The sequence below is a fragment of the Erwinia sp. PME.40.26/001 genome (assembly GCF_055556675.1).
Window position 1 is genome coordinate 1 of record NZ_JBVHNP010000398.1, and the last position, 241, is coordinate 241.

The 241-nt window shown below is 75.5% G+C and carries 1 protein-coding gene; it reads right to left on the reverse strand.

Annotated features, from left to right (window positions below):
• Positions 1 to 241: DNA gyrase C-terminal beta-propeller domain-containing protein (locus ACZ3HG_RS24700; RefSeq protein WP_465335157.1), on the reverse strand; the 241-nt coding region annotated here is incomplete at both ends.

Sequence of the window (241 nt, forward strand, 5' to 3'; positions counted from 1 at the left end):
TGGCGCTCCCGGCATCCGTCCCCGCCAGCGCGGCGGTGGATCCCGCGACCGTGACGACGACGGCGTCGAACGCCGAGCCGCCGACGACCGCGAACGCGATCACGTGCGCACCGTCGGACAACCGGATGCCGGCCATGCCCCCGGCCGAGCGACCCTGCGGCCGCACGGACGAGGCGTCGAACCGCAGCAGCTGCGCGTCGTCGGCGACGAACACGAGTTCCGCGGCATCCGAGGCCGGGGC